Source organism: Vibrio sp. 10N.247.310.98 (genome assembly GCF_041467395.1).
GTDB lineage: Bacteria > Pseudomonadota > Gammaproteobacteria > Enterobacterales > Vibrionaceae > Vibrio > Vibrio crassostreae_C.
Genome location: NZ_JBFSUL010000029.1, coordinates 21,074 through 46,386 on the forward strand (window position 1 = coordinate 21,074; position 25,313 = coordinate 46,386).

At 45.6% G+C, this 25,313-nt stretch carries 19 protein-coding genes; 6 read left to right on the forward strand and 13 right to left on the reverse strand.

What is annotated here, in order from left to right; translation table 11 throughout:
- Positions 1-78 precede the first annotated feature (78 nt).
- From AB6E78_RS13015 to AB6E78_RS13025, 3 genes are all read right to left on the reverse strand, one after another.
- Complete coding sequence (locus AB6E78_RS13015; protein WP_017059424.1) at positions 79-1,212, reverse strand: glycerate kinase; 1,134 nt, start codon at positions 1,210-1,212, stop codon at positions 79-81.
- Between the two features lie 16 nt (positions 1,213-1,228).
- Entirely contained in the window at positions 1,229-2,494 is a 1,266-nt protein-coding gene (locus tag AB6E78_RS13020; RefSeq protein WP_017059423.1) for a GntP family permease, read from the reverse strand.
- Between the two features lie 127 nt (positions 2,495-2,621).
- The gene (locus AB6E78_RS13025) at positions 2,622-3,776 is read right to left on the reverse strand and encodes a sugar diacid recognition domain-containing protein (protein WP_017059422.1); all 1,155 of its coding nucleotides are present in this window, start codon (positions 3,774-3,776) and stop codon (positions 2,622-2,624) included.
- Between the two features lie 131 nt (positions 3,777-3,907).
- Here AB6E78_RS13025 and AB6E78_RS13030 point away from each other — a divergent pair, with 131 nt between their 5' ends.
- The 6 genes from AB6E78_RS13030 to AB6E78_RS13055 all read left to right on the forward strand — a co-directional run bounded on the left by AB6E78_RS13030 (position 3,908) and on the right by AB6E78_RS13055 (position 10,317).
- Entirely contained in the window at positions 3,908-4,276 is a 369-nt protein-coding gene (locus tag AB6E78_RS13030; protein WP_019824378.1) for a YacL family protein, read from the forward strand.
- A gap of 238 nt (positions 4,277-4,514) precedes the next feature.
- Positions 4,515-4,853 carry a P-II family nitrogen regulator gene (gene glnK / locus AB6E78_RS13035; RefSeq protein WP_004738200.1) on the forward strand — a complete coding sequence of 113 codons (339 nt, stop codon included), beginning with the start codon at positions 4,515-4,517 and terminating at the stop codon, positions 4,851-4,853.
- A 27-nt stretch (positions 4,854-4,880) separates the two neighbouring features.
- A complete protein-coding gene (locus AB6E78_RS13040) occupies positions 4,881-6,110 on the forward strand; it encodes an ammonium transporter (protein WP_017059420.1) in 1,230 nt (409 codons plus the stop codon).
- 295 nt (positions 6,111-6,405) lie between these two features.
- On the forward strand, positions 6,406-7,419 hold the full coding sequence (locus AB6E78_RS13045) for a Fe(3+) ABC transporter substrate-binding protein (RefSeq protein ID WP_017068889.1): 1,014 nt from the start codon (positions 6,406-6,408) through the stop codon (positions 7,417-7,419).
- A 244-nt stretch (positions 7,420-7,663) separates the two neighbouring features.
- Complete coding sequence (locus AB6E78_RS13050) at positions 7,664-9,289, forward strand: iron ABC transporter permease (RefSeq protein ID WP_017068890.1); 1,626 nt, start codon at positions 7,664-7,666, stop codon at positions 9,287-9,289.
- Positions 9,289-10,317 (forward strand): ABC transporter ATP-binding protein, encoded by a 1,029-nt coding sequence (locus AB6E78_RS13055; protein WP_102394603.1) that lies wholly within the window; start codon positions 9,289-9,291, stop codon positions 10,315-10,317. Before AB6E78_RS13050 ends, AB6E78_RS13055 begins: the two co-directional genes overlap by 1 nt.
- Before the next feature lie 150 nt (positions 10,318-10,467).
- On the opposite strand, the gene AB6E78_RS13060 is transcribed toward AB6E78_RS13055, so the two are convergent.
- The 10 genes from AB6E78_RS13060 to AB6E78_RS13105 all read right to left on the reverse strand — a co-directional run bounded on the left by AB6E78_RS13060 (position 10,468) and on the right by AB6E78_RS13105 (position 25,078).
- On the reverse strand, positions 10,468-11,880 hold the full coding sequence (locus AB6E78_RS13060; protein ID WP_372133768.1) for a phosphoglucomutase/phosphomannomutase family protein: 1,413 nt from the start codon (positions 11,878-11,880) through the stop codon (positions 10,468-10,470).
- 74 nt (positions 11,881-11,954) lie between these two features.
- On the reverse strand, positions 11,955-14,360 hold the full coding sequence (locus tag AB6E78_RS13065; protein WP_372133769.1) for a GH36-type glycosyl hydrolase domain-containing protein: 2,406 nt from the start codon (positions 14,358-14,360) through the stop codon (positions 11,955-11,957).
- A 128-nt stretch (positions 14,361-14,488) separates the two neighbouring features.
- Complete coding sequence (locus AB6E78_RS13070; RefSeq protein WP_372133770.1) at positions 14,489-16,423, reverse strand: beta-N-acetylhexosaminidase; 1,935 nt, start codon at positions 16,421-16,423, stop codon at positions 14,489-14,491.
- 12 nt (positions 16,424-16,435) lie between these two features.
- On the reverse strand, positions 16,436-17,320 hold the full coding sequence (locus AB6E78_RS13075) for a BadF/BadG/BcrA/BcrD ATPase family protein (protein WP_372133771.1): 885 nt from the start codon (positions 17,318-17,320) through the stop codon (positions 16,436-16,438).
- A gap of 2 nt (positions 17,321-17,322) precedes the next feature.
- Positions 17,323-19,044, reverse strand: a complete 1,722-nt coding sequence (locus AB6E78_RS13080) for a glycoside hydrolase family 9 protein (RefSeq protein ID WP_372133772.1) — start codon at positions 19,042-19,044, stop codon at positions 17,323-17,325.
- 98 nt (positions 19,045-19,142) lie between these two features.
- Positions 19,143-20,138 carry an ABC transporter ATP-binding protein gene (locus AB6E78_RS13085; protein WP_017059411.1) on the reverse strand — a complete coding sequence of 332 codons (996 nt, stop codon included), beginning with the start codon at positions 20,136-20,138 and terminating at the stop codon, positions 19,143-19,145.
- Between the two features lie 87 nt (positions 20,139-20,225).
- Entirely contained in the window at positions 20,226-21,209 is a 984-nt protein-coding gene (locus AB6E78_RS13090; protein WP_017063265.1) for an ABC transporter ATP-binding protein, read from the reverse strand.
- 2 nt (positions 21,210-21,211) lie between these two features.
- The gene (locus tag AB6E78_RS13095) at positions 21,212-22,237 is read right to left on the reverse strand and encodes an ABC transporter permease (RefSeq protein ID WP_017056648.1); all 1,026 of its coding nucleotides are present in this window, start codon (positions 22,235-22,237) and stop codon (positions 21,212-21,214) included.
- 2 nt (positions 22,238-22,239) lie between these two features.
- On the reverse strand, positions 22,240-23,226 hold the full coding sequence (locus tag AB6E78_RS13100) for an ABC transporter permease (RefSeq protein ID WP_017059409.1): 987 nt from the start codon (positions 23,224-23,226) through the stop codon (positions 22,240-22,242).
- A gap of 169 nt (positions 23,227-23,395) precedes the next feature.
- Positions 23,396-25,078 carry an ABC transporter substrate-binding protein gene (locus AB6E78_RS13105; RefSeq protein ID WP_017056650.1) on the reverse strand — a complete coding sequence of 561 codons (1,683 nt, stop codon included), beginning with the start codon at positions 25,076-25,078 and terminating at the stop codon, positions 23,396-23,398.
- Between the last annotated feature and the right edge of the window lie 235 nt (positions 25,079-25,313).

Sequence of the window (25,313 nt, forward strand, 5' to 3'; positions counted from 1 at the left end):
ATTAAGGCCGCTGTGAATAGCGGCCTTAATTGCTTTTAGCATACAGCGAAAATTGCTTTTAGCTTACAGAGAGCTCGATTAGTGCTTAATCGTATACATTGCTGCAACATTGCGAGCAGTAAGTTCAATATTTTCAGCCGCTTCAGCCAAAGCTGTCGGCAAGTCTACTGAACGGTTCACTACCGCAAATACCGCGTCGATACCATGCTCATGAACCACACCACAATCACTGGCTAGACAGCCGGCAATACCGATGACAGGCAGTTTATGTTTTTTGGCTGTGCGAGCGACACCAATCGGTGTTTTGCCATGAATGGTTTGGCTATCAATGCGCCCCTCTCCTGTAATCACAAGATCAGCATCTGAGACTATTTCATCTAAATTGACGGCGTCCATTACGATGTTAATACCAGGGCGAAGCTCCGCATTTAACAGGCCAACAAGTGCCGCGCCTAGACCGCCTGCCGCGCCAGCACCAGGGAGATCAATGACATCGACGCCTAACTGGTTTTTCATGATACTGGCATAATGAGCAAGGTTAGCATCTAACAGCTCAACCATTTCTGGTGTTGCGCCTTTTTGCGGACCGAATACCTGTGATGCCCCTTTTGGTCCGCATAATGGATTATCGACATCACAAGCGACCTCTAAGCGTACGTTTTGTAGGCGTGGGTCGAGGTTGGTGAGATCAATGGTTGTCAGTTTTGACAGTTCACCACCACCAAACACCAGCTCGTGACCCTCTGCATCTAGCATACGAATGCCTAGCGCTTGAGCCATTCCTAAGCCACCATCATTGGTCGCACTACCACCAATGCCAATAATAATATGCTCAACACCTTTATCTAATACGGCTTTGATCAACTCACCCGTACCATAGGTAGTGGTTTTTAGTGGATTACGTTGTTCTGGAGAGACTAAATCTAGGCCGGAAGCGGCCGCCATTTCAATAATGGCAGTTTTACCGTCACCGAACATACCGTAGAAGCCTTCGACAATTTCACCTAATGGACCAATCACTGGATGTTGGATGATAGAGCCATTGGTCGCATCCACCAGAGATTGTACTGTGCCTTCACCACCATCAGCCATTGGTAATTTTACGTATTCGGCGTTTGGTATTAGCTGTTTAAAGCCATCTTCAATCGCTTGAGCAACGCCCATTGCTGATAGGCTTTCTTTATATGAGTCAGGAGCAATTACAATTTTCATTTTGATACCTTTAAACTTAAACAAACAGACCAAATACACCGAAGATCATTACTGAGACGAAGGCGATAACAAGACCGACCGCTGACTCATAAGGGATGAGTTTTAGACGTTCATGAATACTCATATGTACCGCACCACCCGTGGCATGGAAGAAGCTACCATGTGGCATATGGTCAAGTACTGTCGCACCAGAGTGGATCATTGCTGCGCCTGCGAGAGCTGGAACACCTAGCTCAAGAATGGTGCTGGCAAATACATTCGATGCCACTACTGTTCCGGCAGTTGTCGATGCGGTTGATAGTGCCATCAGTGCGCCAGAAAACGGAGCAAGTAAGTAAGAAGGCAGCCCAGACATCGTCAGCACTTCAATCAGATCAGCTTTTAGTCCTGAGTTAGCAATGATGCCTGCAATGGTTCCTGTGCCCAGTAGCATTACAGCAACCGGTGCCATACGTGACAAGCCTGAAACCGCAAAGCTATTGGCTTGTTTGAAGCGACCCATAGCCAGTGCACCCAGCAATCCACCCAAGGGTAATGCAATTAGAGGATCAACATTGATATCAGCGAGTGGTCGCAGCGCGAGTAGGGCAATAGCCACTAACGGTGCAACGATTGAAGAAGAAAAGCTTGGCAGTGAACTTTGATCCGCTTTGACCACTTCACTTTCCGCTACTTTTGAACCTTTATTGACGAGGCGCTTTGCCAAGAAGTAGGCGAAAAGCAGCCCAAATAGACCCGGAATCACGCCTGCAGCCATCACAGAGGTTAACGGAACATTGAACGCATCAGCCGCCGCAATGGCATTTGGGTTAGGCGACATGACATTACCTGCTTTACCGCCGCCCACCATCGCCAAAAGGATCGCGGTTTTAGAAAGGTCTGCGCGGCGAGCAATAGCCAGTGCAATAGGAGAAACCGTGATAACGGCCACATCAACGAAAACGCCAACAGCGGTTAAAATCATGGTCGCAATAGCAAGAGCAAGTAAGGCGCGAGTTTCGCCTACTTTTTTGATGATGGATTCTGCAATCGAGGTAGCCGCCCCTGATTCAATTAGTACGCCGGCCAACACACCAGCGGCGAGAATTCGCATCACTGAAGTGACGATCCCTTGGGCACCACCTATCATTAACTCAACGGTTTCGGTGAGAGAAACGCCGCCAACCACGCCGCCAACCAAAGCACCGATGATCATGCCGTAGGTGGGTGGCACTTTTTTAAGAATGAGCGCGATAGCAACAATCAATGCTGAAAGTGCGCCAAGAGTTGAAACTTCAATCATGTTCTATTTCCCAGATAACGATGTGTCATTTTCGGCAAATATAAAGATATAGGGTTGGTAAGTCTTTGTCATTCTCTACAAATAAGTGCTCAAATCGGTCCTTTTAAATTGTGCAGTTGCACATTTTTTAGCTCGACCAGTGGAATAGATTTATTGCAATGTAGAGTTGAAATAGATCGTCTATATTGTTGATATTTAATGATGTTATTTGGTTTATCTTGTCTGTTCGATAGCGTAGCGTATTGCGATGGATATGTAGTTCGTTACAGGTGAGAGCTGAATCACAGTTCTGCTTTAAATATGTCTTCAAAGTTTTGATCAGTATCCCTTTACTGTCCTGTTGTTGAAGATGTAGGTAAGACTGCTCCAGTTGCTCACGAATCCATGGATCTTGTAACAGGCTACTCATAATGGCCGGCAGTCGATAGTCTTGATAGAAAAACATGTCTCCGGGGCGGTTACCGACACTGCGCATAGTGAGCTCAGCGGTATCATATGAGCGTGCTAAACCAGAAAGTCCGGTAAAGTAATCCCCAAGCGCAATCTTGATTTGAAACTTAGCTTCTTTCTTTATTCTTTTGAGTAGCAATTTCACGCGCTTGGCTTCTGCATCCTTGGACCAGCTGTTCCCTATCAGGGTTATAGGCTTGAGTACCACCACTTCGTTTTGTGAAACAGACAAGATACCGACTAAATTATCGCGCTCGGGATATTCAAGTAAATGTACTAATTGCTGTAAGTTTTCCAATGAAGGCGCAGTGTCTCCTATCGGTAACACCTTGACGATGGCGGCAATCCGCGGTTGTGCAAGGTCGAGATCCAGACGCTGTGCGATGGATTGCAGTTGCATGTCATTAAGCGTGCTACCTCGGATTAATTGCAATACCAATTCTTCACGATGCCTCTTATTCCATTCTACTTGAGACATAAGTACAGCTTGTTCAACAATAAGCTCAGCGGTCATCTTCACCAGCTCACCAAAATGATGAACTTGCTGCAGTGTCCCAGAAACCCCAATCACCCCAATGACATTATCCTGAAATAGAATCGGTAAATTAACTCCAGGCTTAACCCCTTTTAGGTGTTCGGCAGTGGCTTCGTCAATATTAACGACTCGTGATTCGGTGATGGCAAGTACCGCTCCTTCATGTTTTTGGTATAAGCGAGTAGGATCACTGGATCCAATAATGCGACCTTTATTATCCATCACATTAATCGAGTGTGGGATGATCTTCATGGTTCGTTCGACAATTTGTTTGGCAATCATTTCGTTCAACTGCATAGAGCCCTCCTCTTCATTGACTGTGTAGGTTGGATCGTAACGATAAATTCGTCAATACGCTCGTTTCTGACAAGACAATGGTATACTCAGAAATAGTATCGCTTGAGTATTAATGCAGTATAGGTTGAGTTATGGAGTTTGAATTTACTAGAAACACTCTAATGGGTGAATACTATGTGAAATGCAGCATGGGCCATGAGATTGTTGGCCGTTGGCTTCAAGAAGAGATCGGTAAAGATAAGCAAAAATTAGATCATGTGATGGCGTTGATTGAGCAATCTCGACAGGACTTGAGCAATGAAGTGACGTTGCTTGGCAAAGAGATTAGCCTTGCGATTAATGAAGACGAAGTAACGATTCAAGAAAACGTGTTAGCGCATGAGCAAGAGATGGAAGAGGGCAGTGAGTTCGACTTCTATAACTGTGAAAGCCAAGCAAGCTGTGGAATCGACGATTTCGAACTGCTCATCGAACGCTGGATGGATTTTTTAGGTTACTAGTCCTAAGACCTATTTGTTAGTCATTCAGAGCTTTGAAGGCTCCGTTGCCCAAAACTGGAGCAATAAGAGCATCGCGCATTAAGATAGTGAAAAGGCTGCACCATGTTGGTGCGGCCTTTTTCGTTATTACGACCTTATTATCTTCATCTTATTTAAAATCAAGCACTTAACTTTTTGGCACGCTACTTGGATTGTAATAAGAGAATTAACGGATTAAGTAAGAATTTAAGGAACGAATATGAAATTAATAAATGCCATTGTTAAGCCATTCAAATTAGACGATGTACGCGAAGCGCTCTCTGATGTGGGTATTGAAGGTATGACTGTTTCTGAAGTGAAAGGCTTTGGTCGTCAGAAGGGACATACTGAATTGTATCGTGGTGCAGAGTACCAAGTGGATTTCCTACCAAAGGTGAAGCTAGAGATTGCTACCCAAGCTGAGAATGTTGACCGAGTTGTTGAAGCGATTAGCCAAGCGGCACACACCGGAAAAATCGGCGACGGCAAAATTTTTGTGTATGACCTAAGCCAAGCCGTACGAATTCGTACTGGTGAAATGGATGCTGAAGCACTTTAAAGAATTACAAGGACTGGAGACTTTAATATGGAACTTACAACAACAGTAACGGAACTACGTTACGCACTAGACACTTTTTTCTTCCTCATTTCAGGTGCGTTGGTAATGTGGATGGCAGCAGGCTTCGCGATGTTAGAAGCTGGCCTAGTTCGTTCAAAGAACACCACAGAAATTTTAACTAAGAACATCTGTTTGTACGCAATTGCTTGTACTGCTTTCTTAGTGGTTGGTTACAACATCATGTATGTCGACAACGGTGAAGGCGGTTGGTTGCCATCATTTGGTACTCTAATTGGTACACAAGGTGAAGGCGCAGACCACTCTCTAGAATCAGACTTCTTCTTCCAGGTAGTATTCGTTGCAACAGCAATGTCTGTAGTATCTGGTGCGGTTGCTGAGCGTATGAAGCTTTGGTCATTCCTAATCTTCTCTGTAGTACTAACAGCGTTCATTTACCCTGTTGAAGGTTATTGGACTTGGGGCGGTGGTTTCCTATCAGAAGCGGGTTTCAGTGACTTCGCAGGTTCAGGTATCGTACACATGGCTGGTGCAGCAGCAGCGTTAGCTGGTGTTCTACTACTCGGTGCTCGTAAAGGTAAATACGGTAAGAACGGTGAAATCTACCCGATTCCTGGTTCAAACATGCCACTTGCAACGCTAGGTACATTTATCCTTTGGTTCGGTTGGTTCGGTTTCAACGGCGGTTCTCAACTGATGGTTTCGGATTTTGAGAACGCAACAGCAGTAGGTCAAATCTTCCTTAACACCAACGCAGCAGCAGCAGCAGGCGCAATTGCAGCACTACTAGTATGTAAAACAACTTGGGGTAAAGCAGACCTAACAATGATTCTTAACGGCGCGTTAGCTGGCCTAGTAGCAATCACTGCAGACCCTCTATCACCATCACCTCTATTTGCTGTAGCGATTGGTTCGGTATCTGGTGCATTGGTTGTATTCAGCATCATCGCTCTAGACAAAGCTAAGATTGATGATCCAGTAGGTGCTATCTCTGTACACGGTGTATGTGGTTTCTTCGGTCTAATGGCTGTGCCACTAAGCAACGCTGATGCAACGTTTGGTGCTCAGCTAATGGGTGCAGCAGTCATCTTTGCATGGGTATTCGGTGCTAGCCTAGCAGTATGGGCGGTGCTTAAAGCAACAATCGGTATCCGAGTAACGGAAGATGAAGAACTTGAAGGTATGGACATGCACGATTGTGGTGTCGGCGCTTACCCTGAGTTTGTATCAGTAAAATAATCAACAGTCGTCGCCTAATCTGAATGGGTTAGGTTGGACAAAGAAAGCCCCGCAACTCTTGTTGCGGGGCTTTGTTGTATTTACGGTTGCACAATATATAAACACGAACGTTGAAGTTAGGCTCATTGTTTAAGAGGAACGACAAGACACAAAGTTGAAATGGTTTGTTACAAAAGTGAGAGTTTGAATGGTCTGAGTAGACGGATTTTTTGTTGGTCGTCATTGTAATTATGTTAATGATGAATATAATAACGCAACTGATAGACATTATCATTTCGATATAAAGGATTTTACAATGAAGAAACTGCTAACACTTTCAGCTCTAGCGTGTGGTGTAATTGCCCCGACAGCAATGGCTGCGGAAGAAGTAAACGTATACTCTTACCGTCAACCTTTCCTAGTTGAACCAATGTTCAAGGAATTCACAAAAGAGACTGGCATTAAAGTAAACGTTAAGTTTGCTAAAAAAGGTTTAGCAGAAAAGTTAGCTCAAGAAGGCGAATACAGCCCTGCAGACGTAGTGTTAACTGTAGACATCAGTCGTCTATCTGAGCTAACTAAACAAGGTTTAGTTCAGTCTGTTGAAAGCGAAGTTCTTGAAAAGAATATTCCTGCTCAATACCAAGATACAAACAATGAGTGGTTCGCTCTAACAACACGTACACGTAGCGTTTACTCTTCTCGTGACCGTGTTGGTCGTCTAGGTGAGGAGTTTACTTACGAAGATCTAACTAAGCCTGAATTTAAAGGTAAGATCTGTACGCGTAGCGGTAAGCACCCATACAATGTTTCTCTAGTATCTTCGATGATCGCTCACAAAGGTGAAGCTGAAACGAAAGAGTGGCTAGAAGGCGTAAAAGCTAACCTAGCACGCAAGCCTCAAGGTAACGATCGTGCACAAGTTAAAGCGATTAAAGAAGGCCTATGTGATGTTGCTCTTGGTAACAGCTACTACCTAGGCAAGATGGTTAACGATAAAGAGCAAAAAGCTTGGGCTGACGCTGTTTACATTAACTTCCCTAACCAAGAGACAACGGGTACTCACGTGAATATCTCTGGTATGGCAATGGCTAAATACTCTCCAAACGAAGAGAATGCCGTTAAGCTAATGGAATTCCTATCGGGTAACACAGCACAAAGCATGTATGCAGAAGTGAACTATGAATACCCAGTGAAAGCTGATGTTAAACCTTCTGAGCTTGTTGCTTCATGGGGTGAATTCAAAGCAGATACAATTTCTCTAGACCAAATTGCTGACCACCACGCAGCAGCAATTAAACTATTAGACGAAGTTAAGTTCGATCTTTAATTTATTACTGTAGGCTTCGGCCCAAGTAAAATGACAACCTCAAGTCGCCATTTTCGGTCACTTGGGGTTGTTTGTTTTGGAAAATCACTTTTTGATACAAAGCTCGCCGTCGATCCCTTGAGTTATTAGCATCTCACCTTGAAGTCATTACAGTATATGGGTATAAATAACCCCACCATTAAAAGGACATGAGATGTATTTGCAAATGCATTTGTGTTTCATTAAGCCTCTTTGTAGTTAGGCGATGAAAGAAAAGAATTATTTATGGAACACCAGTAGCGGCATTATTGCTGTATTACTGGTTTTACCGATCTTAGCGATTTTTACGACGGCTGTTGGAGAAACAGATGAGCTATTTTCTCATCTGATGTCCACAGTAATGCCCACCTATGCTTACAATACGGTGGTTTTAGTCATGGGAACCTTATTCCTGTCTTTGGTTTTTGGTATTCCGTCTGCTTGGATTATGGCAATGTGCCGTGTTCCGGGAGAGCGGGTTTTGCAATGGGCGCTAGTACTGCCATTAGCAATGCCAGGCTATATTGTTGGGTATATATTCACCGATTGGTTCGACTTTGCTGGGCCTGTTCAAGTTCTACTGCGAGATCTTACTGGGTGGGGACCCGGTGAGTATTGGTTCCCGGATATTAGAACCTTATCTGGTGCTATTATTGTTCTGTCTCTCGTTCTCTATCCTTATGTTTACTTGCTGTGCCGCGCCGCATTTATGGAGCAAAACGTCTCCTTACTGCAATCCGCTCGGTTGCTAAAATGCTCACCTTGGGAAAGCTTTCGTCGTATCTCGTTGCCACTTGTTCGCCCATCAATGGCGGTAGGTCTATCGCTTGTTGCGATGGAAACTATCGGTGATTTTGGTACCGTGAGTTACTTTGCAGTCAACACTTTAACGACAGCGGTTTACGATACCTGGTTAGGTTATTCAAGTTTAACGGCTGCTGCGAAAATATCGGCAATTATGCTGGTTATCGTGATCTTGCTGTTGAGTTCAGAGCGCTACAGTCGTCGTAAACAGAAACTGTTCCAGAATCAATTCAGCAGTCGTGAAGACTTTCGTTACGACCTATCCGGTTGGAAGAAGTGGTTGGCACTGTTTTGGTGCTGGGGATTAGTGTGCGTTGCATTCTTATTCCCTCTGGGTCAGTTGATGATCTATGCCTACAAATACTTTGCACAAAGTTGGACGCCTGAATTCAGAGAGTATGCTGTTAACAGTCTTTATGTGTCAGTAATCGCGGCGATTATTGGCGTTATCATTGCGATGATTGTGAACTTTAATCAACGCGTTAGCCCGAGTAAGAAAAATCAGGCTTACATGCGTATTGCTTCGATGGGCTATGCTGTTCCAGGCACTGTGTTGGCAATTGGTGTGATGGTGCCTGTGTTGTTCATGGATCACTTAGTCAATGATATTGCCAAAGTGATGGAGTGGGGGCGACCTGGTTTGATCTTCTCTGGCTCCATGTTCGCGCTAATTTTTGCCATGGTCGTACGTTTCTCTGCAGTGGCAATTGGCAGTATTGAAAGCAGCTTGAGTAAAGTATCCCCTTCATTGGATATGGCTTCTAAAACCATGGGTTGCAATACCAACCAGATGTTACGTCGTGTTCATTTACCTTTGATTAAACGTGGCGCATTGATCGCTGGCTTACTGGTGTTTATCGAATCAATGAAAGAGTTGAATGCGGCCTTGCTGCTGCGTCCTTTCAACTTCGAAACATTAGCGACCTATGTTTATAACTATGCCTCAGATGAGCACCTCGAATTGGCGGCGATGCCTGCTGTATTACTGGTGTTAGTAGGTTTAATTCCTCTGATCATCGTAAACCGTTCTTTGGAGCAGAAACACTAATGAGTTGTGCATTATCAATTAAAGATCTGACTTGTAAGTATGAGTCGCAAACCATCTTGGAAGCGCTCTCGTTAGAAGTTGAGCATGGTGAAATTGTTTGTCTTCTTGGTGCAAGTGGTTGCGGGAAAACCACCTTACTTAAGGCGATTGCTGGCCTGCTTCCATTGAGTAGTGGCGTAATGAGTTTAAACTGTCAAACCATCGATGATGGCGATAATTGGTTGCCACCGGAGCAACGAAATATCGGTATGATTTTCCAAGACTACGCTCTGTTCCCGCACTTGACGGTCAACCAGAACGTTGGCTTTGGACTAAAAGAACTCTCAGAGCAGCAAAAGAAAGAGAAAGTTCAAGAGATGTTAGAGTTGGTTCATTTAGATGAGTATGGTGAACGATACCCGCATCAACTTTCTGGTGGTCAACAGCAGCGTGTTGCGATTGCCCGATCTTTGGCATACAAGCCTGACTTACTGCTGTTAGATGAACCATTCTCGAACATTGACACTCAAGTTCGTCATGAGCTGATTTCTCAAATTCGTAAGATTTTTAAGAAGCAGGGTGTGACCGCTATTTTTGTGACTCACAGTCGCGAAGAGGCATTTGCTTTTGCAGATAAGATGGCTGTGATGAACCATGGTGTGATTGAACAGTATGGTTCGGCATCTGAGTTGTATTTCCACCCTTCGAGTAAGTTCGTTGCTGATTTCTTGGGTGGCGGTAGCTACTTAAAGGCACAGCGTATTTCGGAGCATGAATTTGAAACCAGTTTGGGTATGGTTGAAGCCAAACCGCAAACGGAGATTGAGTTCGGCAATACATGTGAGCTTCTGCTAAGGCCCCAGCATATCCAAGCAAGTTACGAGCAAGATAGTGCTATTTCGGTGCTAGAACAGCAATTTATGGGTGATCACTGTCGTTATGTAATCGAAGCGCATGGTCAGAAGTTATTAGCAACCTCGTCAGAAGCACTTGAAGTGGGTATGCCGGTCAACGTAAAAGTCGATACCAAAGGCGTATTGGCTTTTTAAAGAGATATAACGCGATACTAATCGTTACAAGAATCGCGATAAAAAAGCCCAGCACTTTAATCAAAGTACTGGGCAAGAGTTCTTCACTTATAGGCTTTAACAAGGCAGTGATTTGTTAAGTCCCATACAAAACTGCTGCACTCTATAAGCCTATAGAGAGAGGAAGTCTTTCACTTTTTGAAGAACACGTTCTGCAGTGTCTTTATCTTCCATTTCTGCGAAGATTCGTAGTAACGGCTCTGTTCCTGAGAAGCGAGCAATGACCCAGCCGGCATTCTTGAAGTACACCTTGGCACCATCTTCATAGCTGACTCTTTCAATTTCGTATTCAAATTCAGGCAGTTGCTTCTCGACGTAGATCTTAGTGTAGAGCGCTTCTTTCTCTGAAGGTTTAAACTTATAATCGCCTTCTGCGGTGTAGGCATAGCCATATTTAGAGTAAATCTCATCAAGTAATTCAGACAGCTTCTTGCCTGTCACACTGATCATCTCAACCAGTAAGCTTGAAGCAAATACGCCATCCTTACCTTTGATATGACCACGAATGGTTAAACCCCCCGAACTTTCGCCGCCAATCAGAGAGTCATCGGCCTCCATTTGTGAGCTGATGTGCTTAAAGCCTACAGGAACCTCAAAGCTCTTCTCACCATGATCCGCCGCGACTTTATCCAGTAGATGTGTGGTTGCGATGTTACGAACGACAGAGCCCTTCCAACCTTTGTATTCCAGCAAGTAGTAGTAAAGTAGGAGTAGTACTTCGTTAGGGTGAATGAAGTGACCTTTCTCATCGATGATTCCCAAACGGTCGGCATCGCCATCAGTACCAATACCAATGTCATAGCCTTCTGCTGCAACTAAGTGCTTCAAGCGATAGAGCGTTGCTGCGCTAGGAGAAGGCATTAGGCCACCGAAGTCTGGGTTTTTACCATCGTTGATTACGTCGACATCACAACGACCGTTGATAAGAACCGTTTGCAGAGCGTTTTTCGCCACACCAAACATTGGGTCGATCAGCACGCGTAGATTCGCTTTCTTAATCGATTCAATATCGATGGCATTAATGATGGAATCAACAAAGGCGTTCATCGGGTTGATGATTTCGATCTCTTTGTCATTCAACGCTTGCTCGAAATCGACACGAATAATATCTTCGTTGGTCAGTGTTGCGATTTGCTGTTCGATCTTCTCTGTGATGATCTCATCAGCATCACGGCCACCTTCAATGAATACCTTGATGCCATTGTAATCGGCTGGGTTGTGAGAGGCGGTAATACACGCCGAGTAGGTGCATCCCATCTCTTTTGCTTGGAACATCACGATAGGTGTTGGAACAAACTTATCGATGAAGCTTACTTTGATGTTGTTCGCCGCAAGTACTTCTGCAAACCAACATGCGGCTTTATCGGAAAGGAAACGACGGTCATAGCCGATCACAAACCCATTCTTGGCTGCATCTTCGTTGTTAATGATGTTAGCGAGCGCTTGCGCTACCAAACGGACGTTTTCTCTAGTGAACTCTTCACCAATGAAAGCGCGCCAGCCACCTGTACCAAATTTAATCATTAGAAAATCCTTTTAGTCTCATTGTCTCAAGCCCGTAAAGACTTGAGACAAGAGCTGTTCGTTAAATTGCGTGACTAGCCTAGAACAACGACAACATCGTTCACGCTGCCTTCTGCTTGTACTGGGATTGCGCCTTCAACTGACTCACCATTGATAGTGATAGAGGCAACGCCTTTGCTTACTGCATTCGGGTTTTGCACTGTGATGTTGTAAGTTGCGCCACGCCATTGACGAGTAACCTCGAACTCTGGCCAATCAGTCGGGATACAAGGATCAACCGTTAAGCCTTCAAAGCCTGTACGAACACCAAGAATGAAGTTGGTTACCGCGAAGTAAGCCCAACCCGACGTACCCGTTAACCAAGGGTGGTTTGCACGGCCGTGGTCTTGGTGATCTTTACCCATGATGAACTGCACGTACGAGTATGGTTCTGCGTAACGTGTTTCAATCATGTCGTTTTGGTTGTACGGGTTCAGTGCGTCGTAGAATTTCATAGCACGGTCACCACGACCTAGTTTCGCTTCTGCTACCCAAGCCCATGGGTTAGGGTGAGAGAAGATTGCACCGTTCTCTTTTACACCTTGGTAAACGCGAGTTACGAAGCCGATATCATCGTTTGGTGTTGCGAATGAAGGAGAGTTTAGGTGTAGGCCGTATTCAGAGAAAAGGTTCTCATCAACAGCGTCCATCGCTTTCTCGCCACGTTCTTGAGAAACAGCACCAGATAAAACCGCGAGCGTGTTTGACTCAAGGTGCACACGACCTTCAGCTTGTTGAGCGGTACCGATCTTGTCGCCATTTTTAGTCAGACCACGGATGTACCAGCCACCCTCGTCATCCCAAAGGTGCGTTTCACACGCCTCGCGAACGTTAGCAGCCATTTCAGTGTATTTCCCAACGTCAGCATCGTTATTGCGGAACTTAGCAAGATCTAGGAATTCTTGTAGCGCCCAGAAGTGTAGGAATGAAACCATTGAAGATTCACCACCACCTAGGTTCAAACAGTCATTCCAGTCAGCACGAAGGCCTTTACAGATACCCGTTTGACCCACGTATTCAGCAGAGAAGTTCAGTGCCGCTTTCATGTGTTCATAAACTGTCGCCTCGCCACCGTCTGCGTATGGAATCACTTCATCGAAGAAGTCGTGCTCACCGGTTTCCATCACGTACTTGATGATGGTTGGAACGATCCATAGGTGATCATCAGAACATGTATCTTCAATGCCGTGGATCTTGTCGTCATCTGACGGTGTTGGAACAACTGTTGGTGATTTTGATGGCTCAACGTCGGCTTTCTCTGGATCGAACCAGTCAGGATCGAACAAGTGTAGACCGTAGCCCGCTTTCACTTGGCCGCGAAGCAGGTCGATAATACGTTTCTTGGTCATTTGTGGGTTGGCATGGGGTACTGAAATAGCATCTTGAGCCGTATCACGGTAACCAAGACCAGTACGACCGCCAACTTCGATGAATGATGCAAAGCGTGACCAAACCACACAGGTTTCCGCTTGGTATAGCGTCCACGTGTTGATCATGGTGTCTAAGCCTTCGTTTGGAGACTTAACTTGGAACTTGTTGCAACGCTCGTCCCAGTGATCTTTGATGCCTTGGAAAGCCGCATCAACGTTTGCTGTATCTTGGTACTTCTCGCGTAGGCGTTCCCCGTTGCCTTTACCTATACCTAGTACGTACGCAAAGCGAACTTCTTCACCCGGTTGAATGGTAAATTGCTTGTGCAGAGAACCACAGTGGTTGTAACAGGTTTGAGCGCTGTTCGAACACTGACCGTTTTCAACCGCAATTGGATTAGCTTCATCACGGTACATGCCAAGGAAGTTGTCACGTTGGCCATCGTAGCTGTCTGGTGAGAAGGTTGACGCTAGGTAGTAGAAGCCTTCAAAGTCGTTAGTGTTGTAGTATAGGTCGTATTCCAACACACCTTCTTGGTAAGACGTGCCCGCAGAGTACAAAGACATCTGGTGGTTCTGGTTGTCCGATTGGATGTGGCTGAACGAGAACTCAACAAATGAGAAGGTGCTGATAGTACGTGGCTTATCAGTGTTGTTCTTTAGCACAACGTCCCAAACTTCTGCATCTTCGCCTTTAGGTACGAATAGCGTTTTGGTTGCGGTAATGCCGCTGTATTCACATTTGAACTTTGAGTATGACAGGCCGTGACGAACCTCGTAGTTCGCTTCATCTAGGCTCTTGGCCACTGGTTGCCAAGAGATAGACCAGTAATCACCCGTCTCATCATCACGCAAGTAAACATAGTGTCCAGGACGGTCAAAGGTGCCGTTTGGACGGAACTTAGTAACACGGTTGTATTCCGGAGAGTTGTAGAACGAGTAACCGCCCGCATTGTGCGAAATCACGGTACAAAACTTTTCAGTACCTAGGTAGTTGGTCCAAGGTGCTGGTACATCAGGGCGAGTGATGACGTATTCGCGATTGTCGTTATCGAAATAGCCGTATTTCATTGTCATTTCCTTTTTAACAAACTGCATCTATGCAGCTAATTTTTAAATAGTGATGCTGAGTCTTATCTGACTGAGCACCTTAATTTGAGTTAGCAAGCGCTCGATGTGAGTGTTGCTTTGGTTTTGTTTTATTGAGCTTTCCAAGGGTTGCGATAGTCAACATTGAGTCTGTCGAGTAGCGGCAAGTGACCCTTTAGGCGAGACAGGTAATCTAGCCAGTTTCGGTTGTTTTTATGTGTCCAACATCCTTCAGCTAAAGCGCTAATTCTTGGGAATACCATGTAATCCATACGCTTTTGGTTGGTGACGATCTCACACCATAGAGCACACTGAATTCCGCGGATCCGCTTACGAATTGGGTCGGTGTCGGATATCTCAGCAAGTGCTTCGTAGGTGTAAGCTTGTTCTAATGGGATAACGGCAGCCCAATCTACGCCCGGTTCTTCCGGTGCATAATCTTGGGTCATGTCGAGATAGGTAAACTGTGCAGGTTGCAACACCACATCAAAGCCTTGGCGAGCGCAATTGACAGCCGCTTCTTCACTGAGCCACGAGTAGATGATGGTCTCTTTACTCACTTTGTCGCCGTGCTGTGCTTCTTCCCAGCCGACCATGCGTTTGCCGAGTTGCTTAAGCTTGTTCTCGGCATAGCGGAATAGGTGGCCTTGTAGGTCTTTGCTGTCTTGGTACTGGTGTTCTTTCATCAATGCTTGAGCAGCAGGGCTGTTGGTCCACACGCCCGGTGGCACTTCGTCTGCACCCATGTGAATTAATTCGCTCGGGAACAGCTCCGCGACTTCTTCAATAACTGCATCTAGAAATTGGTAAGTACCTGGTAAACCTGGGTTTAGTACATTGTCGTTGTAGTGCTGAATGCTCTTGTATTGAGTGGTATCCGCTTGCTCTACCAACATGTCAGGCAGTGATTTGATTGCGGCGCGGCAGTGTCCCGGGATATCGATCTCTGGGATCACTGTGATGCTGCGTTGCTCTGCATATTCAATGACTTCGCGAATCTGTTGTTGTGTATAGAAGCCGCCATAGTTGTCAGCAATGTGGGTGTATTGCGGTTCTAGTGCATGATCAGGGCCACGCCAAGCGCCAATTTCTGTTAGCTGTGGCAGGCTCTTTATCTCAATTCTCCAGCCTTCATCATCGGTTAGGTGCCAGTGAAAAACGTTGAATTTGTAGTGCGCCAATTGGTTGATTAAACGCTTCACTTGATCCACTGAGTGGAAGTGACGAGCGCAATCCAACATCATGCCGCGGTACTTAAAGCGCGGTTGGTCGGCTATCTGGCAGCATGGTAGAGAGAAGTTCTCTGCGTCCAGTTGTTGTACTAATTGAATCAAGCTTGCCACAGCGTGTGTAAAGCCCGACTGGCTGCCTGATTCAGCAATAATCTGTTGTGTAGTGATGGTCAGCTTGTATTCGGCTTCATCTAACGTCGGGTTGCTGCGAAATAGAATGTCGCAACTCTCGTCTTTTGAAAGCGCGTTCGAAAGAGACAACTCAAAGGTCGATAGCAATTCTTGCTGGAACCAAGAGACTGCCTTATCTGCAAGATGAGATTGAACCTCAATTCCGCATTCGCTACTTAGCGCGAAACTACCTTGCTGAAATTCGATCTGATTAGGCTGAGGAATCAATGCAATCTCAGCAGCGTTAACTTCAGGTATTTGATTGCGTTCACGGTATGGCGAAGCCAGTACTATGGGTGATATCGCGACAGGCAGTACCGATGTTTCTCCATCATTATGTGACTGGATAAAGGCATCGTTAAGGCCATCAGAATAGAAGCGGAATGGTGCGCTTTGAATACTGAATTCAAGGTAGTAATGGTTGTTGGCCTTTAACACTGACGAACTTGGTGTGAATGAGCAAAAGCTGCCAACTTGAGTCAGCTCTCCTTGCGATAAACTCTCTGGAAGGATGAAACGATCAAATGCAAAGTGCAGAGACCAATCTTTTACGTCGAGGTCACTTAAGTTATGTACCGTAAGGCCAAATCGGCAGTTATTTTTTTGTTCAGAAAGAACAGCTAAGTCGATGCGATAATTCATATAACTTCCCTGCTAAGCCTGTTGATACAAGTTGTGTTGTGGTTTTCCGGCAAACATCAATGCGCCTTCAATAGCGTCGAATTGAGGTTTAACGATCCATTGTTGTACTGGTGGTGATAGCCAGTTGAGAATACGCTCAGCGATACTTCCCATTAAGCACACCTTGTCAGCGCCTTTTCGATGCAGTGCTAAGACAAACATTTCGATATCAGCCGCGGTTTGCTTGAGCATATCGATAGCCAGTTCGTCACCTTCGTTAGCGAGTTGAAAAATAACTGGTGAGAATTGACCGTAATCCTTTGGAATAGCACCTTTTGACCATTCGACAATGGCATCCACATCATTATTAAAGTGATTCATAACGTGCTGGGTCAGTGGGGTTTTGCTGCGAATACCGTCTTCTGCAAGTAAGACTTGTTGAATCAAACGTAAGCCCATAACTGCGCCTCCACCTTGATCTGAAATCGGGAATTCACGACCGCCAACCACATGTTGTTCGCCGTCTTTTAGGTAGATACCGCAAGAACCCGTACCACCAATCATGATTGCGCCGTTTTGGCCATTGTGAGCACCAATGCAAGCGCCATAAGCGTCGGTATTTAGTGTCATGCTTGCGAAAGGGTGTGGTTGAGCCACGAAGTCGAACCATGCTGATTTTTGCTCAGCACCAGCCAGCGCTAGGCCAACATGCATATTTGAAAAATGGTCTGAGTTGAGTTGCCCTTGTTGTGCCGCTTTTGTGATGGCATCAATAATTGAGATCATCGCAACATCAACACCCAAAAGGATGTTGGCACTGCCACTTTTCGCTTCACCAATCAATTTGCCTTGGTCGTCACGAATACGAGCACGACAAGAAGTACCACCACCATCAATACCTACATAGTAAAGAGTCATGATTATTGCTCCTTACGCTGAGCTAAGAAGTTGAACTGTGCAGCGGTTGCTAATAGGAACCACGCACCATGAGGGATCCACTGTTCACCCCAGCGCCAGTTTTGGAGCATGTCATCTTTTTGTGCTGGTGGATTGAACGCAATGTCTTGTTCATCTTCAAAACCAGCTGTGATGCCATTACAGATACCGCCTTTCGCATTGAAGAAACCAAGCTGAGGCAGGTAGTCTGGGTTGTTATGGCCATGACCATCGAGCATGCACATGTGATATGGGTTGAGACCCAAAATCCAATCAAGGCTATTTTGTGAAAGCTGGATTAAACGCTGCTGAAGGTCATTGTCGTTAATGTGCGGCTGAACTAGGTAAGCCATGGTTGCGAGTGAGCCAAGGCGTGCGTTCTCGCCTTGCCACCAATAACCAGTTTCGTTCTGTTGAGCTACGAAGAAGGCATCACGTTTATCACCATCGACAGATTTAACGTACTGTCTTGGGTAGCCGAATGGGTTGGTGACTTTGTCGGTGATGTTGATTTCGAACTGACAAGCTTGTTCAACAACTGTGCGCGCCTGTTCTTTTAAATCAGCATCGCTTTCGTTGTTGATGTATTCACATAGTGCAATCACCGGAAGACCGGCTTCAGCTGCGTGAAAGTATGGACGAGAGCCATCAGAGTTTGCCGACCAGAAGTGCTCAAATGAATCATCTGACTGTTGGCGAGAGATTAAACGAGTCGCCCAAGTTCTTGCTTCTGATAGGTATTGCTGGTCTTGTGTTACGCGATACAGCTCATTGGCTGCGAGTAGGGCGCAATACTCGTCGATGATGTTCTCTTCACCATCGTTTAGATACTGGAGGTTGTACTCTTTTAAGTGCCAGTAACCCTTAACCGCCGTTTCAAGGTAAGTGTGGCTCGAGTAGCTGCCAGAGATTTCAAGCTCAGAAGCTGCGGCTAATGCTGCGATAGCAACACCTGCACCTTGCCGGTAGCCCGCTTGTAAGTCCGTTGATTTATGACCTTCTTGAGTCGCATAAGCGCAGATATCGCGCTGGTTGATATCTTTGCTCCATTTGTCGAATACTGTCATATAGAAGTATCCGTCAGCGTCTTGCATACGCACTAAGAAGTCGGCACCGAACAGAGCCTCTTCCGTTAGACGAGTCATGGAGAATTTGGGGAAGTCTGGATTATGGCTAGTCAAGCGTACGCTTTTTAGCATGTTCCAAACGACCATTGGAATTTGTTGTGGGTTTAGGTAGTTACCATAAGACAGGTGGCTAAAATACTTACTGACATCGCCTGATGCGTCATACCATCCACCGTGGACATCGACGTATCGGTCGGTACCTAGAATTTGTGCTTGTCGATCTTTTTTGTCGAAAATACCGCCACAGCGTTGTGACTTAAAGTAATGAAGTACATCAGAAAACGTGTGGTTCATTAATAGGTTGCTACCAATCTCAAACACTTCAGAGCGCAGATTGTCAAAACGTAGGTAGTAGCGACCAGATTCAGTGACTGAACTGAAATCAATAGTGAAGAATTGCCCTTGATGCCAATTTGCTACGCGGCCTTGTTTAACCACATCAAAATTTCCGACAGTCATATGGTTGTCAGCACAGACGAGTAGAGCCGTAGTGCTTGATAGGCGAGCTTTCTTAGTTTGTAGGATAGCTTGCTTCGGGCCTGTGGACTCATAGCCAATATGGTTGGTCAATAACAGCATCAATATTCTCCGACAGTCCTAGTTTCTATTGGCTAGGTACTTGAATGTTTTGGATATAAATAGTTAGGGTCCGAAGACCCTAACTTGGGTTTTATTGCTTAGCTTTCGTGTAGGTAACAGCGCACAAAGTGGTTATCAGCGAGTTGCGTAACCCCTGGTAGCTGCTCTTTGCACTTATCCATTGCGTGAGTACATCGGCCTGCAAATGGGCAGCCTGCTGATACTGGTGTCCACAGAGGAATCTCACCTTTGTTGCCTGCAAGTTGCTCGTGGATCGACTTCTTAGGATCTGGAACGGCCGAAACAAGCAATTGGGTGTATGGGTGCTGAGGGTTAGCAATCACGTCATCGGTATCGCCCCATTCCACCATGTGTCCCACGTACATCACCGAAAGGTCTTCAGCGATGTAACGAGCGGTTGCGATATCGTGAGTGATGTAAAGCAGAGACATTTGCTTCTCGAACTTCATCTCTTCCATTAGGTTCAAAACACCGGCACGAATCGATACATCAAGCATTGAAGTTGGCTCATCGGCTAGTACAACTTCGGCACCTACCGCGATGTTGCGGGCTAGGTTGACACGTTGACGCTGACCACCAGACAGTTGGTGAGGGTATTTCTTCGCCGTCTCTTTTGGCGGAATGAGACCTACTTGCTCTAAAAGATCGTAAACGCGTTCTTCTAGCTCTTTCTTGTTGCCCGGAGATACTTTCTTGTGGATCAACAGTGGTCGAGCAATGTGGTGGAAGATATTGTGCGTTGGGTTCAATGAACCAAACGGGTCTTGCCATACCATCTGCACGCCTTCACGGTAGTGCATAAGATCTTTTCTGCTTGAGATCTCTTGGATATCACGACCTTTGTATTCGATCGTGCCGCCTGAAGGTGCGTACATTTTTGCGATCATTTTTGCGGTTGTTGATTTGCCTGAACCAGACTCACCAACCACTGCTAGGCCACGGCTTTTGTACATCTTGAATGACACGTCGTTAATCGCACGCATCATTGGGGTTTGAATGGTGGTACTGCTTATTGGGAAGTCTTTTACGACATTCTTGCCTTCTACCAATAATTGACCGAAATCTTTGCTCATAATTGTCTCCAGAATCCTTATTCGCTTTGCTTGTTTTTAGGCGGTCGAGCCGCCTTGTTCGTTATTCACGCTGAGTCAGCGTGCAAGCTATAGCTTCCTTTGTACTATTGGGTCACCGTACAGGTGGCAGTTAGACAAATGTCCCGGGTCGATAGAACGCAGCTTGGTTGGCACCTTGGTACACTTTTCATGTACACGGTCACAACGAGCTTGGAAACGACACCCTTCAGGGATCTCTAACAGGTTCAGAGGGTTACCCGGAATACCTGCTAACTTTGTCTTTGGCCCTGTCAGTGGAGGGAAAGAACTTCCCAACCCTTTGGTGTAAGGGTGGTAAGGGTTTTCTAGAATATCTTGAGAGTTAGCTACTTCGATTAGCTCACCTGAGTACATGATGCCGATGCGGTCAGAGAACTCGACCATCAATGACAAGTCATGGGTGATGAACAGAATCGAGAAGCCAAACTCTTCTTTCAGTGCATAGATCTTTTGTAGGATTTCGCGTTGCACAACCACATCAAGTGCGGTTGTCGGCTCATCCATAATGATCAGCTTTGGATTCAGTGCTAACGCGATAGCGATAACTAAGCGCTGACGCATGCCGCCAGAGAATTGGTGAGGGTAATCACTCAATCGGCTCGGGTGAATATCTACGATTTCAAGTAGACCTTCAGCACGTTGTTTAGCTTGCTCACGAGTCATGTTGGTGTGACGCATGATTACGTCACAGAACTGCTCTTCCATCGGTAGTACTGGGTTGAGTGCGTTCATCGCGCTCTGAAATACCATCGACATCTCGCTCCAACGGAACGACTGCATACGGTCATCACTGTATTCAAGGATGTTCTCACCGTTGAAGATAACCTCACCACCACTGATGTAAGCGGGCGGCTTATGAAGACGCATAAGAGAGAAAGCGACCGTTGATTTACCACAGCCAGATTCACCAGCTAGGCCGAAGACTTCACCTGGAGCGATGTCGAAACTTACGTTGTTACACGCACGAACATCGCCAGACTCTGTGATGTAATCCACGCATAAGTTGCGGATAGAAATTAGTGGTTCAGACATGATTATTTATCTCCGCTCCAAAGTGCATTTTGTGGTGGTAGTTCTGGTTCACGTTCTTCTTTGTCTTGAGCTGCTAGTTTCTTCCAACGCTTCATGCCTTTGTGAGAACGCAGTTGCGGGTTAGCAATTTCATCGACCGCGAAGTTAAGTAGAGCAAGGCCAGTTACAAGTAGTGTCAGTGCGATACAAGGAGCCAGCAGTTCCCACCAAGCGCCAATCAGCATTGATGAAGAGGTTTGAACGTTGTAAAGCATGATGCCCCAGCTGATTGTGTTCGGGTCACCAAGACCTAGGAACGAGATGGTTGCTTCCATCATGATTGCGTACATCACCGAACCGATGAAGCTTGCGCCAACGATAGAGATAAGGTTTGGCAGAATCTCTACGAAGATGATGCGGAATGAAGATTCACCCAAAACTTCAGCGGCTTTTACAAACTCTTTTTCACGCAGTGCTAAGGTTTGGGAGCGAACAACACGGGCACCCCAAGCCCAAGACATAAAGCCGATAACCAAGGTTATGGTGAGTGGCCCTGCCTCACCGATAAAGGCTGCTACTACGAACAGTAATGGGTATTGAGGGATTACCAGCATGATGTTCATTGCGGCTGTTAGAACGTCATCGACACGGCCACCGAAGTAACCTGCAGAAACACCAATAACAGTTGCGAGTAAACATACGGTTAGACCCGCACCAAAACCTACAGCAAGAGATACGCGTGCGCCGTATACCACTTGAGACCAAACGTCACGACCCATACGAGTTGTACCTAGTACGTGGTCTGCCTTTTTAGACATGATCAATGTACGACGGTCGTCTGCTAGATTTTGAGCAACCCAGCCATCAGGGTTAGTTTGTGCAGACTTCACCACGAAACCAGGATATTCGTGTGGGTTACCTGTACGCTTGTCTGGTACATGTTTGGTGATTAATGGAGCTGCAATCGCGCCAAGAATAAAAATACTTAGGATGATGACGCCTGTTAGGGCCATCGGGTTACGCCAAATGAGTTTTAAAAAGTCTTTCATGATTATTTACCACCCTTACGAAGACGAGGGTCAAGAACAACGTAAAGCATGTCTGCAACTAGGTTAAAGAACAGCATGAATAGCGTCATGATAAGCAGCTGACCTTGCAGTACTTGGTAGTCACGAGCGTTAATTGCGTTGAAAAGTACGCTGCCAAGACCTGGGTAGTTAAAGATGATTTCGATAATTAACTGACCGCCGATTGCCATACCTAGCGACATTGACAGGGCTGTCACACTAGGTAGCATCGCGTTACGAGCTGCGTAGTTGAATACCACTCGGTTTTCGCTCAGGCCTTTGCCTTTCGCCATGGTGATGTAGTCTTCGGCTAATAGGTTGATCATGTTGTTACGCATGTTTACTAGGAAGCCACCAATTTGAACAACAGAAGCACAGAACAGTGGTAAGAAGGCGTGGTAAGCGACATCTTTAATGAATGCCCAGCTTGTCCAATCAGGTATAGTACCAGCGGTGTAGGCATACCCTGTTGGGAACCACTTCAAGCCAATTGCAAAGGTAAATAGTGCAATCATCGCGATAACAACTTGAGGAACGGCTTGTAGAATCAGCATCCCTGGCGTTACGAAGGCATCGTACTTACTGCCGCGTTTCCACGCTGCGAAAATACCTAGGATTGAACCAATCGAGAAAGAAAGAATAACTGCGGTGCCGGCTAAGAAAAGCGACCAACCGAATGCTCCACCCAACAGTGTGTTTACAGAAAGTGGGTAGAATTGAATTGATGTACCAAGTTCCCAGCTAAGAATGTTCTTCATGTACGCCACGTATTGAACTAAGTAGCCACCATCAACGAAGCCTAATAGTTCTTTCATTGCAGCAATACGCTCTGGAGTAACTTGTACAGAAGCGTTCGCAAACATCATGGTAACTGGGTCACCAGGCATTGCTCTTGGAATAATAAAGTTTAACGTCGCAGCAACTAATAGCGCGACAAAATAAAATGACAAACGTCTTAAAAAATAACCCATAACTCACACCTTACTCACCCAGATTGTTTCCCTGTTTCTGGATTCAGGTCGCTCCTAGCGAAATTTGGAACGAAAAATCCCCTGACGACTAGCGCCATACTTTCAATTGAGAGTGTGGGGATTTTTATAAGCGGCGTAAGAGGTTACGCCGCAAGGATTGAACGATTACTTATTTAACTGGTTTTAGGTCCAGTACATGAAGTAGACGCTCTGGAATACCAGCCCAAATGTTTGGACGGCCTTTTGGATTTTCTTCGTTCCACCAACCAGTGAAGCGAGTTGTGTTGTATTGGTACATGTAAGCACCAGACATCACAGGGATTGTCACTTGGTCTGCAGCGATGATTTGCTGGATACCGTGTGCAATGTCTAGCTGCTCGTTCTTATCAGCTGTTTTGTAGAAGCTGTTTAGAAGACCATCTAGCTTGTCGTTTTTGTAGAAGTGCATTGCGAAACGAGGCATACCATCACCAGATTGTAGTGATGAGTTGTAAGCACTGTTCCAGTACGTGTATGGATCCGCACCGTGGAAGTAGTTTGTGTATGCTACGTCGTATGTACCTTCAAGCATTGCTTGGTTGTAAACAGAGAAGTCAGGTGTACGAGCTTTCGCTTTAATACCGATTTCGTTTAGCTGTTCTACCGCTAGTTGAACTGTGTTGTTGAAGTCAGTCCAGCCGTTTGGCGATTGAATCATTAGTTCGAAAGACTTGCCTGATGGAGTGTCAACAAAACCATCTTTGTTTACATCTTTGAAGCCAGCGTCAGCAAGAAGCTTCTTCGCGCCTTCAGCGTTGTAAGTGTTGAAGCCTTTGTACTTGTCATGAGTTTTTTCATCAGACCAAGCTTCAAACGCGTAGCCAAGACCCGATGCGAAATCGTTTACAGTACCGCCACCGTAGAATGCGATGTCGATGATAGTTTGACGGTCAAGAGCCATAGAGAAAGCACGACGGAAGTCAACGTTGCTCAATGCTTCATGCTTCGCAGCATCAGGGTGCTTGAAGTTAACGATGAATGCCTGTGTACCTGCTGGCGGGTACCAGTAGTGGTGTTTAGGGCTAGCTGCTGCGTATGTACGATCGATATCTGGAACGAAAGAAGACGTCCAGTCCATTTCACTGTTTACAACTTTACCTAGGAATTGGTCGTTGTTCGCAATTTGTGGAACACGTAGACAGTCAACATCTAGGTTGTCTGCATCCCAGTAGTTCGGGTTTGCACACTGGATGTATAGCTGCGCTGTAAACGTATCGATTTCTGTAAATGGACCAGAACCTACCGGGTTCTCATTGGTAAACGTTGATGGATCTTTAACGTCTTTCCAGATGTGCTTAGGTACTACAGGTACTTTAGCAATCTCGTAAGGTACGTTTGAGTTTGCTTCTGTTAGTGTGAACTTAACTTGGTTGTCGTTCAGTTTTTCTACAGAAGTTACCCAAGAGTTGATACCAGATTGGTCAAGCTCTGGCTTCTCTTTTACAAGGTTGAAAGAAAAAACAACATCATCAGCAGAGAAAGTTTCTCCGTCTGACCATTTAACACCCTTACGAATGTCGAAAACAACGCTCATCAGATCATCTGACATCTTGAAGTTTTCAGCTAGACGGAACACTGGAGTGTTACCGTGCATTTCGTTAAATACTACTAGCGGCTCATACATGAAGTCAGTTGTAGTATGTAGGTTAGTAGCACCAAGGTACGGGTTAAAGTTACGTACGAATGTAGTGTACTCTTTCGGGTGAACGGTCAGTTCACTGCGTTCTGCAGCGGTTGCTACTGATGCAAAACCTGTTGTAGCAGTTGCAATAATTGCTGTTGCTATTGCTGTTTTTTTTATATTGGCAAGCATAGCTGTTCCTTACTATTTGCTTTCATTTCACTAATGGATTGAATGTTATCTGTCGCTAAATTGTTTAGTAGATACACACTCTGGTTAAAGGCCTACCTCTTCTTCGTTGCTCCAGATTCATCGTTGATTCTGAGAAGTGGTAAGAGTGGCCTGTAGGCCTTTGGCAGGAGTAAGAAAACACCTTATCGATGAATTAATCAAACTCGTTTCCCGTCAAAAACGTTAAAAACACACA

Bases quoted from the DNA above. Each gene is read 5' to 3' on its own strand.
- AB6E78_RS13025 (WP_017059422.1), bottom strand. From the start codon at position 3,776: ATGCAGTTGAACGAAATGATTGCCAAACAAATTGTCGAACGAACCATG.
- AB6E78_RS13080 (WP_372133772.1), bottom strand. From the start codon at position 19,044: ATGCTGTTATTGACCAACCATATTGGCTATGAGTCCACAGGCCCGAAG.
- AB6E78_RS13105 (WP_017056650.1), bottom strand. From the start codon at position 25,078: ATGCTTGCCAATATAAAAAAAACAGCAATAGCAACAGCAATTATTGCA.
- AB6E78_RS13020 (WP_017059423.1), bottom strand. From the start codon at position 2,494: ATGATTGAAGTTTCAACTCTTGGCGCACTTTCAGCATTGATTGTTGCT.
- AB6E78_RS13075 (WP_372133771.1), bottom strand. From the start codon at position 17,320: ATGACTCTTTACTATGTAGGTATTGATGGTGGTGGTACTTCTTGTCGT.
- AB6E78_RS13040 (WP_017059420.1), top strand. From the start codon at position 4,881: ATGGAACTTACAACAACAGTAACGGAACTACGTTACGCACTAGACACT.
- glnK (WP_004738200.1), top strand. From the start codon at position 4,515: ATGAAATTAATAAATGCCATTGTTAAGCCATTCAAATTAGACGATGTA.
- AB6E78_RS13055 (WP_102394603.1), top strand. From the start codon at position 9,289: ATGAGTTGTGCATTATCAATTAAAGATCTGACTTGTAAGTATGAGTCG.
- AB6E78_RS13045 (WP_017068889.1), top strand. From the start codon at position 6,406: ATGAAGAAACTGCTAACACTTTCAGCTCTAGCGTGTGGTGTAATTGCC.
- AB6E78_RS13065 (WP_372133769.1), bottom strand. From the start codon at position 14,360: ATGAAATACGGCTATTTCGATAACGACAATCGCGAATACGTCATCACT.
- AB6E78_RS13095 (WP_017056648.1), bottom strand. From the start codon at position 22,237: ATGAAAGACTTTTTAAAACTCATTTGGCGTAACCCGATGGCCCTAACA.
- AB6E78_RS13090 (WP_017063265.1), bottom strand. From the start codon at position 21,209: ATGTCTGAACCACTAATTTCTATCCGCAACTTATGCGTGGATTACATC.
- AB6E78_RS13030 (WP_019824378.1), top strand. From the start codon at position 3,908: ATGGAGTTTGAATTTACTAGAAACACTCTAATGGGTGAATACTATGTG.
- AB6E78_RS13070 (WP_372133770.1), bottom strand. From the start codon at position 16,423: ATGAATTATCGCATCGACTTAGCTGTTCTTTCTGAACAAAAAAATAAC.
- AB6E78_RS13100 (WP_017059409.1), bottom strand. From the start codon at position 23,226: ATGGGTTATTTTTTAAGACGTTTGTCATTTTATTTTGTCGCGCTATTA.
- AB6E78_RS13015 (WP_017059424.1), bottom strand. From the start codon at position 1,212: ATGAAAATTGTAATTGCTCCTGACTCATATAAAGAAAGCCTATCAGCA.
- AB6E78_RS13060 (WP_372133768.1), bottom strand. From the start codon at position 11,880: ATGATTAAATTTGGTACAGGTGGCTGGCGCGCTTTCATTGGTGAAGAG.
- AB6E78_RS13050 (WP_017068890.1), top strand. From the start codon at position 7,664: ATGAAAGAAAAGAATTATTTATGGAACACCAGTAGCGGCATTATTGCT.
- AB6E78_RS13085 (WP_017059411.1), bottom strand. From the start codon at position 20,138: ATGAGCAAAGATTTCGGTCAATTATTGGTAGAAGGCAAGAATGTCGTA.